General features: G+C 61.0%; 8 protein-coding genes and 3 pseudogenes. 9 read left to right on the forward strand and 2 right to left on the reverse strand.

Features of this window, described 5'->3' with window-relative positions; genetic code table 11:
* Nucleotides 1-446: pseudogene (locus BLT75_RS23720) on the forward strand (ISKra4 family transposase); the annotation flags it as partial.
* A 386-nt stretch (nt 447-832) separates the two neighbouring features.
* Here BLT75_RS23720 and BLT75_RS23725 read toward each other — a convergent pair.
* Complete coding sequence (locus BLT75_RS23725; protein ID WP_176828254.1) at nt 833-1,732, reverse strand: aldo/keto reductase; 900 nt, start codon at nt 1,730-1,732, stop codon at nt 833-835.
* A 190-nt stretch (nt 1,733-1,922) separates the two neighbouring features.
* Here BLT75_RS23725 and BLT75_RS25165 point away from each other — a divergent pair, with 190 nt between their 5' ends.
* The 8 genes and pseudogenes from BLT75_RS25165 (at nt 1,923) to BLT75_RS23765 (ending at nt 8,907) form a co-directional block, all read left to right on the forward strand.
* Complete coding sequence (locus BLT75_RS25165; RefSeq protein ID WP_281243207.1) at nt 1,923-2,744, forward strand: aminotransferase class V-fold PLP-dependent enzyme; 822 nt, start codon at nt 1,923-1,925, stop codon at nt 2,742-2,744.
* Nucleotides 2,740-3,348, forward strand: a pseudogene (locus BLT75_RS25170) (hypothetical protein); the annotation flags it as partial. The gene BLT75_RS25165 and the pseudogene BLT75_RS25170, both read left to right, overlap by 5 nt.
* A 35-nt stretch (nt 3,349-3,383) precedes the next feature.
* Nucleotides 3,384-4,532, forward strand: coding sequence for an ABC transporter substrate-binding protein (locus BLT75_RS23740; protein ID WP_093038199.1), 1,149 nt, complete (start codon nt 3,384-3,386; stop codon nt 4,530-4,532).
* A gap of 55 nt (nt 4,533-4,587) precedes the next feature.
* Complete coding sequence (locus BLT75_RS23745; RefSeq protein ID WP_093038201.1) at nt 4,588-5,478, forward strand: branched-chain amino acid ABC transporter permease; 891 nt, start codon at nt 4,588-4,590, stop codon at nt 5,476-5,478.
* Nucleotides 5,478-6,491 carry a branched-chain amino acid ABC transporter permease gene (locus BLT75_RS23750; protein ID WP_093038203.1) on the forward strand — a complete coding sequence of 338 codons (1,014 nt, stop codon included), beginning with the start codon at nt 5,478-5,480 and terminating at the stop codon, nt 6,489-6,491. Before BLT75_RS23745 ends, BLT75_RS23750 begins: the two co-directional genes overlap by 1 nt.
* The gene (locus tag BLT75_RS23755; RefSeq protein ID WP_093038205.1) at nt 6,488-7,273 is read left to right on the forward strand and encodes an ABC transporter ATP-binding protein; all 786 of its coding nucleotides are present in this window, start codon (nt 6,488-6,490) and stop codon (nt 7,271-7,273) included. The genes BLT75_RS23750 and BLT75_RS23755 overlap by 4 nt, the downstream gene beginning before the upstream one ends.
* A complete protein-coding gene (locus BLT75_RS23760) occupies nt 7,257-7,967 on the forward strand; it encodes an ABC transporter ATP-binding protein (protein WP_093038207.1) in 711 nt (236 codons plus the stop codon). The genes BLT75_RS23755 and BLT75_RS23760 overlap by 17 nt, the downstream gene beginning before the upstream one ends.
* A gap of 13 nt (nt 7,968-7,980) precedes the next feature.
* The gene (locus tag BLT75_RS23765; RefSeq protein WP_093038209.1) at nt 7,981-8,907 is read left to right on the forward strand and encodes a uroporphyrinogen decarboxylase family protein; all 927 of its coding nucleotides are present in this window, start codon (nt 7,981-7,983) and stop codon (nt 8,905-8,907) included.
* Between the two features lie 85 nt (nt 8,908-8,992).
* Here the strand turns inward: BLT75_RS23765 and BLT75_RS23770 are convergent.
* A pseudogene (locus BLT75_RS23770) lies at nt 8,993-9,438 on the reverse strand (ISKra4 family transposase); the annotation flags it as partial.

The following is a 9,438-nucleotide window of genomic DNA, read 5'->3' on the forward strand; positions in this document are numbered from 1 at the left end:
AAGGGCTGGTGCAAGCCAGGAAATTCTCGGGCCTCCCTGTGCTGTTCGAACGCCCCGCAGAAAGATTGCGATGGTATCTATGGAATGGAAAAGTTCGAGCAGCCACCACGGACCTTCGATGGCTGCTGACCGATTGCGAACGGCTCTGCAAAGAGGATCTTGAAGCGCGTGACCCAGTTGCCCGCGTCCAAGCACGTTGCCGGGAACTCCATACCTATCTGGCAAACAAAATCGATGGCCTGACCGACTACGGCTGGCGATACCGCAAGGGTCTGCCGATCTCTTCGTCCCGTGCAGAAGGCTGCGTAGACGACATCGGCAACACACGGATGGGAAAACACCGACGTATGAGATGGTCACCCAAAGGCGCCCATCACGTTGCCATCGTGAGGGCGGCCGTTCTCGATGGAAGGTTGACCAGCGCATACCGCAGGGCCGCAGCCTGACCCCAGGTTTTGCCCAATCCCCATCGCTGGAACTTGCGGCCACCTTGGGGACATTGAGCGGGCTCGGCTCCAGTTGGTCGAGCGGGATCATTCGAATGTCGGCGGCGCCCTCGGGCGCGGCCGATCCGGATGAGCTTCTTTCTGTCCCTTCAAGCCCGGCACCCGGGATTCCCTTTCTCTGGCTGTTCAATTGAGACAGATATCTTTGCCCAAGTTGTCTTTGTGTCCGCTCGTTTTCGCGCATTTAGCTCGTTTAGCGGCTCTGATGATGAGACGGCGCGATGCCGCCTGGCCCACTTGGTCCCGCCATCTATCTCGGCACCAGTCACGGGATCGCCATTCAGAATGCAAACTCCTCTGAAAGTTTGGGTTTTCATAACGCGGGGTTATCGCGCCAGCGGCCCCAACCCGGTGCGATCAAGCGCCTGCCAGAAGGCCTGGGCGATAGGTTGCGCTGCGGCCTTTGCCGTGTCCGTCACACGCTGCGGACGGCTCATGGTGGGCACAACGGCCTGAACCGGAGAAGCCCGCATCGGGTATTGGATCGCGGCGGCCAGGCGCGATACGCCATGTTCCTGGTACAAACGGTCAAGAACCGTATTCGTTTGCTTGAACAACGCCCCACCGGCAAAAGGCGCTGCCGCCAGGATTTCGATACCAAGAGAATCGCATCTGTCGATGAACCGTGCGGCAGAGGCCGTGGAGCAAATGGACAGCTCTTCTGCGATCAGCATGACATCCGGCCGCCACCCGTCCAGAAGATGCATGGCGGTTTCGATCGAGTTAACTGCAGCGCCGATCTTTCGGACTTTTCCGGTCTCTTTCAGATCGTGCAGTGCGCGCTGTGCGCTGACCAGATCGCGCGCCGCCGCGTCCGGAAACAGGGTCAGTCCGTGCAGCAGCGCGATGTCGATGAAATGCCGGCCGATCCGGTGCAGGCTTTCCTCAAACGTCGCCATTATCCCCGCCGCTTCATAGGCTGGCGCGGCATAGCCCGGCATGTTCGCAGGCCATCGCGCGCGCAGATGCGCCGTTCCGAAAAGGTCGCACGGAACAATGCGGACCCCGACTTTGGTGCAGAGACAGGCGCGAAACAGGTGGTCTCCCAATGCGGCGCCCAACCGCTGTTCGGACAGGCCGTGGCCATAGAACGGCGCGGTATCAAAGGTCCTGATTCCCGCATCCCAAGCCGCCGAGACAAGGCGCGCGGCCTCATCCGGGGTCTGTCCGACAAGCGCCGTTCCGCCGAAGCCGATCCTGCCTGATACTGTCTCAGTGATCGCCACGTTTGGACCCTCCGGCCAAGCGTCGATCAGAAAACCCTACATGCGGGAAATGATAGATCATTTGATCGAAAACCCGGTGGAATTTTCTGTTTTGCAGCGATGTATTTCCATCCGACCATATGTAACCATATCGTTACTAAAAGCAAAGCGGAGTGTCGCGGTGTCCCCATTCGATACTTTTCGGTCCCGCATGAGCCACCCCGATGTCGCGGCGACTATTCGTCAGGGTGTGATCGGAGAGGGCAGGACGGTGCCCACATCTGAGAGGCCCAAACCGCTGGTCTACGCCGATTATGTCGCATCTGGACGCGCACTGCGGCAGATCGAAGAGATCATGCTGGACGAAGTCCTGCCGTTCTATGCCAACACACATAATGAAAGTTCTTTTGTCGGCGCCTTTATGACCCGGCTGCGCGAAGAGGCGCTTGAAATCATCGCGGCCGCCTTGCTGGTGCCTGAAAGCCACGCGGTTTTGTTCTGCGAAAGCGGCGCAACAGAGGGGCTGAACCGGATTGTTCGGCTTCTCGATATCGAGAGGGTGGCGCGGAACGGCCGTGCGGTTGTTTTGATCGGCCCCTACGAACACCACTCCAACATCCTGCCCTGGCGCGAATCCGGGGCCACGGTAGTTGAGATCGCCGAAGATGCTGGGGGCCGGCCGGATGCAGACGCCATGGAAGCCGCCTTGCGGGCACATGCCGGCGCCGATCTGATCGTCGGGTCGTTTTCGGTGGCCTCAAATGTGACCGGCACGCTCACCGATAGCGAGCGCGTGACCAGGACCCTGAAGCAGCACGGCGCACTGGCCATCTGGGATTACGCCTGCGCGGGGCTTTATGTGCCGATCACTCTGGGTGATGGCGATGCACGCAAGGATGCGATTGTGATCTCGGCCCACAAATTTGTCGGCGGCCCTGGCGCTTCCGGCCTTCTGATCTGCGACCGGTCCCGGAGGCGGGACCGGCACCTTTGTCTCGCCCTGGGCGCATCGCTACAGCGACAGTTTCACTGACCGCGAAAAGGGCGGAACGCCCGATATCCTGGGCGATATCCGGGCCGGGATGGCAATCGCGCTGCGCGATCTGGTGGACGACGGATGGCTGGTGGACAGGCAGGAAAACTTGAGACAAAGGGCCCTGAACTGCTGGTCGACTGTTCCAGGTCTGGACGTGCTGGGGCATGAGCCGGAGAAACGGGCACTGCCGATCTTTTCGCTGGTGTTCCGCGACGGAGAAGGGGAGGCGCTCGACGCCGCTGAGGCCGCGTTGCTGCTAAGCGAACGCTATGGGTTGCAGGTGCGCGGCGGTTGCTCCTGTGCCGGGCCTTACAGGCACCGGTTTCTGGGGATCGACCGGGCCATGTCAGAGCGCTTGGTCGCGCTTCTGGATGCCGGGCTTGCGATTGCCCGTCCGGGCTGGGTGCGTTTCAACCTGTCGCCCTACCTCGACGAGGCCAAGGCGGCTGGATCATCGCCACGATTGCCGAATTTGCCCGTGATCTTGCCAGATCGGACCGGCGACACCTGGCCCGTTCGACGGGTTCGCACACCGCGCCGCAGCCGAGCCGCGTCGCATCGGGCCACAAAGGGTATAGACCCGAATCCTAAAAGTAAGTAACTAGTTAGGTAATAATTCAGCGGAGGACAAAGAAGATGATTTCGACTGGACGGCATATGATCACCCGGCGGCATATAATGTCGGCCATATCCGGTGGCGTGTTTGTTATTGCAGCAAGCCTGAGTCCGCAGATGGCCACGGCGCAGGAGACGGTAAAATTCGGCGTTTCCCTGCCGATCACCGGTGACATGGCGGAATATGGCAGCTTTATCCGCAACGGTATCGAGCTTGCCATAGAGCAGGCCAATGCGGATGGCGGCGTGGACGGCAAGAAGATCGAACTGGTCGTCGAGGACAGCCGCAGCGATCCGCGCGAAGCGGTTCTGGTTGCCGAGCGGTTTGTTGCCAATGACGAGATCCTGCTGGAGATCGGCGACTTTACCTCTTCGGCCTCGATGGCAGCGGCCCCGGTCTACGAGGCGGCGGGTATGGCGCAAATCGCGCCGACAGCCTCGCATCCGGATTACTCGGGCCTTGGCAACAACATGGTCCGCGTCATGGCGATGCAACAGGCCGAGAGCCAGTTCCTTGCCCGTTGGGCGGCGCAGGACATGGGCAAAGCCAAGATCGCCACGATCTATGTGAACAACGACTGGGGTGTTCAGGCCAACGCTGCCTTTGTCGAAGAAGCCAAGGCGCAGGGGGTCGAGGTCCTGACTGAGGAAGGCATCACGCCGGGCGAAAAGGACTTTGCCGCGGTCGTGACCAAAATCAAGAACATGGAGCCGGATGCGGTCTTCATCGCGGCGCAATACGCCGAGATGGGCGCGATCCTTGGCCAGTCCCGGCGCGCGCGTCTGCAAACGCAGTTTTTCAACTCCGGAGCGCCGCAATCGCCCGAACTGCTTGAACTTGCCGGCTCTGCCGCCGAAGGGATCGCGGCTGCGGCGCTCTATTTCGCCGACAATACAGATCCGGTGTCCCGCGCCTTCACCGAAGCCTATGTGGCCAAGCACGATGTCAAGCCGAACCTGTTCGCGGCGCTTGGCTATGATGCCGGGCTTATTGCGGTCACCGGTGCCCGCGCGGCAGGCGGCGAGCGGTCCGCCGTGGCGCCCGCCATATTCAAGCTGAGCGGGTTCCAGGGCGCCACGGGCGGCTTTGACTACACGGTGTCTCGCGATCCGGTGAAGGCCTACGCCCGCACCACTGTCCGCGACGGCGCGTGGGTCATGTTCGACTGACCGAAAGAGGGGCGGGGGAATTTTCCCCGCCCTCGTAGCGAAAAAGGGCGGAGCGATGTTCGAGCAACTCATCAACGGTCTGACGCAGGGCAGCATCTACGCGCTGCTGGCACTGGGCTTTACCATCATCTTCGGCGTGCTGCGCATGGTCACTTTCGCCCATGGCGAGGTCTTCATGGTCGGGGCCTATAGCGGCTTTGTCGTCTTCACGCATCTGCAGGACAGTCTTGTGCTGGCCATTGTCGCGGCGGTCGTGACGACCTTTCTGCTCGGGGCGCTGATGGAAATCGTCGCCTTCCGGCGCCTGCGGGACGCACCGCATTTTTCGTCGCTGCTGGTCACGATTGGCTTTTCGGTAGTGCTGACCCAGCTTGCCCTGCTGATTTTCGGGGCCGAGGTCGAGGCCATCCCGATGCGCCAGATCGAGGGTCTGGCATTTTCGGAAATCCGGATCGGCGAGGTCTATGTCTCTTATCTGCAACTGTCGGTGCTGGGCGTCGCGATCCTGATTATGGCGGCGACCTTCCTGTTCTTCAAATATAGTCGTCTGGGCACCGCAATCCGCGCAACGGCCCAGGATCACGAGGCCGCCATGGCCATGGGGGTCGATGTCAACCGGATATTTACTGTCACCTTCGCCTTCGGGTCGATGATGGGCGGTATCGCGGGTGTGCTGATCGGGTTCTACTACAACCTGTTTTATCCGACGATGGGTGTCATGCTGGGGCTCAAGGCCTTTAGTGCGGCTGTCATCGGCGGGCTGGCCTCGATGCCGGGGGCCATCGTCGCCGGGCTGATGATCGGCGTTGTCGAGGTGTTTTCCGTCGATTTCGTCAACTCCAGCTTCCGCCACCTCATCGCCTTTGTCTTCATGTTTGCCATCCTGCTGATCCGGCCCCAGGGCCTGTTCGGTAGCGGCCAGCTGCGCGGGGCACGGGGGGACTGATGCCGCAGATCGTCAAGGATACGCTCGAGAACAGCCCAATGATCCTGTTTCTCGCCGCACTGGTGATCGCGCCCTTCGTGATCCCCAATCAGTATATCGTACAAATCATGGTATTTATCGGGATCTATGTGATCCTCGCGCAAAGCCTGAACCTGCTGAACGGCTATATCGGCCTGATCGCCATCGGCCATGCAGGCTTTTATGGGATCGGGGCCTATACCTCAGCCAAGTTGACTGTGGACGCCGGGCTGCCCTTCGAGCTGGCCTTTCTTTGCGCCGGGCTTGTGGCCGGGGCATTCGGCTGGGCGCTGGGGCGTCCGACATTGCGGCTCGAAGGGATCTACCTTGCGCTGGCGACGCTTGGCTTCAACCTAATTGTCTGGCTGGTCCTGCTGAATTGGAACAGCTTCACCGGCGGACCTCTGGGGATCAAGGGTATCCCGCGCCCGACCATCTTGGGCTGGGAGGTGGACACGCGGACCGAATACTATTTCTTCATTCTGGCAGTTGTCGTGACCGTCGTCTTTACCATGGCGCGGCTGGTCAATTCGCGCTTTGGACGCGCGCTGGTTGCGATCCGCGAAGATCAGCTGGCCGCCGCGGCGATGGGGGTGGATGTCACCCGCTACAAGGTGCAGGCCTTTGTCATCTCGGCCTTTTATGCCGGGATCGCCGGAGCGTGCTATGCGCATTTCGTCCGCTACATCAGCCCGGACAGTTTCACCATGCTCGAAAGTTTCATACTGCTGGCGATTTTGGCGCTTGGCGGATCGGGCAACATGATCGGGCCGATCGTGGGCGCGGCGATCCTGATTGCCATCCCCGAGTTGTTCCGGGCGGTGGCGGAATATCGGATGCTGCTGTACGGGCTGGTGCTGATCATCATCATGCAGGTCCGCCCGCAGGGGCTCTTTGGCGGCCATCACTACAACCTGCACCTGCGGCTCTTCGATCGCGGGCCTCGCAGAACCTACCGGGGTGATGCCTTCCTGCCGTCGGAGGCCGAACAATGAGCGGTTTTCTGGAAATCGAGCGGCTCGGCAAGGACTATGGCGGCGTGAAGGCCGTGCACGATGTCAGCCTGACCGTCGGCGAAGGCGAGATCGTCAGCCTGATCGGCCCGAACGGGGCGGGCAAGACGACCCTGTTCAACTGCATCACCGGCACCGCGTCGGCCAGCGAAGGGCAGGTCCGCTATCTGGGGCAGGACATCACCCATCTGCCGCCGCACAGGATCGCCGAGGCGGGCATCCGCAGGACGTTCCAGCACATCCGGCTTTTCCGCGAGATGACGGTGATGGAAAACGTACTGGTTGGCGCGCATCTGACGACCAGCAGCGGGATTGCAAGCGGTATCCTTCGTCCGGCTTGGCAAAAAAAGGAAGAACACGCCGCGCGCGCGCGGGTGCTCGAGGTACTGGAACAGTTCGAGGAACGCCTTCTGCCGCGGGTCGATCAGAAGGTGAAGGTTCTGTCCTACGCCAACCAGCGGCGCGTCGAGATCGCGCGCTGTCTGGTCAGTACGCCCAGGCTGATCCTTTTGGACGAGCCGACCGCCGGTATGAACCCGCATGAGACGCAAGGCATTGTGGAGTTGATCTTCCGGTTGCGGGACGCGGGCTACACTTTGCTGGTGGTCGAACACAAGATGCGGCTGGTGATGAACGTGTCGGACCGCGTTGTCGTGCTGGATCATGGCGAGAAGATCGCTGAAGGACCACCCGCCGAAGTTACGGAAAACCCTGCCGTTATCGAGGCCTATCTGGGGCAGAGGGAAAATGCTGCAATTGAATGACGTTCACACCTGGTACGGGTCCGTCCACGCCTTGCGCGGGGTGTCGCTGACCGTGGGCGAGGGCGAAATCGTCTCGCTTTTGGGGGGTAACGCCTGTGGCAAATCGACGACGATGAAGACCATTCTGGGCTGGGTGAAGCCCCGTAGCGGCGAGGTTATCTTTGGTGGTCAGCGCATCACCGGAAAACGGCCGCCGCAGATCGTGGATGCCGGGATTGCGCCGGTGCTCGAACGCCGCCGGATGTTTCCGCAACTGACGGTGCGCGAAAACCTCATGATGGGGGCCTGGCGACGGCGTGACACCGCGGGCATAGCCAAAGACATCGACAAGATGGCCGAAATCTTTCCGGTGACGGCCAGTCGCGCGGGGCAGGCGGCTGGAACGCTGTCGGGGGGCGAACAACAGATGGTCGCCATGGCCCGCGCGTTGATGGCCCGGCCAAAACTGCTGATCATGGATGAGCCATCGATGGGGCTTTCGCCGAAATTCGTCCGCACGATTTTCGATCTGATCATCGAACTGAACCGGCGCGAAGGGCTGTCGATCCTCGTGGTCGAGCAGAACGCCAACATGGCGCTGTCGATCGCATCGCGCGGCTATGTGCTCCAGACCGGAGAGGTCGTGATCGCCGACACCGCAGACGCATTGCTAAACAACCCCCAGATGCAAAAGGCCTATCTGGGAATTGCGTGACAAGAGGACAGAGATGAACAGACAAGACCGTTTTCGCGCCGCCGTGGCCGGAGAGCCGCTGGACTGGGTGCCGCGCACATGCTGGGCGCATTACATGACCGAAACCCTGGGCGGCGCCGAACATGCCCGCCGCCATATCGTCTATCAGGACGAATACGACTGGGACATCCTTAAGGTGGTGAACGATTTTCACTACCCGTTCCCGGAGAACGTCGAGACGATACGCGGCCCCGCTGACATGGAACGGTTCCGGCGCGCGGATATGTCTGAGTATCTTTTTGCAGAGGAACTGGATTGCCTGCGCATTCTGCGCGCGCATTACGGCCCCGACCTTCCGATCGTCTTCACGACCTTCGATCCGTGGCGTCAGATCGTGCGGCGCGCGGGCATGGCCTCGATCCCGGTGCTCAAGGCCCATCGCGAGGAAACGCTGCGGATGCTTCGGGCGGTCGGGGACAGCATGTGCACCTTCATGGGCGCTCTGCGCGACGCGGGCTGCGACGGTATCTTCTTCAGCGTGAACAGCGGCAACCAGCCCGGCTCGCCACTTTATGCCGATGACGAGACCTATGCGACCTTCATGCGCGACTTCGAGATTGAAATGCTCGAGGCGATGGAAGGCATGGTGCGTTTCATTCACGTGCATGGCGCGCCGGTGTCGCTCGAACGCTTTACTGACTACCCGGTGGACGTCTTCAGCGTGTCGGACTGGCTGAAAGGCAACCCGACGCTTGCCGAGCTGCGGGACGCGACGGGCAAGGCCGTGATCGGCGGCATCGACGAAAGCCGCATCGCCGATATGACACCCGACGAACTGCGCGCCCAGATCGCCGATACGCTGGCCAGTCACGACCGCGGTCTGATCCTGTCTCCGGGATGCACGATTCCTATCTGGACACCGGCGCATCTGCTCCGCATTCTGGCGGATACGGGCGCCTGACAGCAGATGGACGACATCGACAGGCGCATTCTGTACGAACTCAAGAAAGACGCGACGCTGTCACGGGATTGGGCAAAACCTGGGGTCAGGCTGCGGCCCTGCGGTATGCGCTGGTCAACCTTCCATCGAGAACGGCCGCCCTCACGATGGCAACGTGATGGGCGCCTTTGGGTGACCATCTCATACGTCGGTGTTTTCCCATCCGTGTGTTGCCGATGTCGTCTACGCAGCCTTCTGCACGGGACGAAGAGATCGGCAGACCCTTGCGGTATCGCCAGCCGTAGTCGGTCAGGCCATCGATATTGTTTGCCAGATAGGTATGGAGTTCCCGGCAACGTGCTTGGACGCGGGCAACTGGGTCACGCGCTTCAAGATCCTCTTTGCAGAGCCGTTCGCAATCGGTCAGCAGCCATCGAAGGTCCGTGGTGGCTGCTCGAACTTTTCCATTCCATAGATACCATCGCAATCTTTCTGCGGGGCGTTCGAACAGCACAGGGAGGCCCGAGAATTTCCTGGCTTGCACCAGCCCTT

The organism is Ruegeria marina (assembly GCF_900101475.1).
Lineage (GTDB): Bacteria > Pseudomonadota > Alphaproteobacteria > Rhodobacterales > Rhodobacteraceae > Ruegeria_B > Ruegeria_B marina.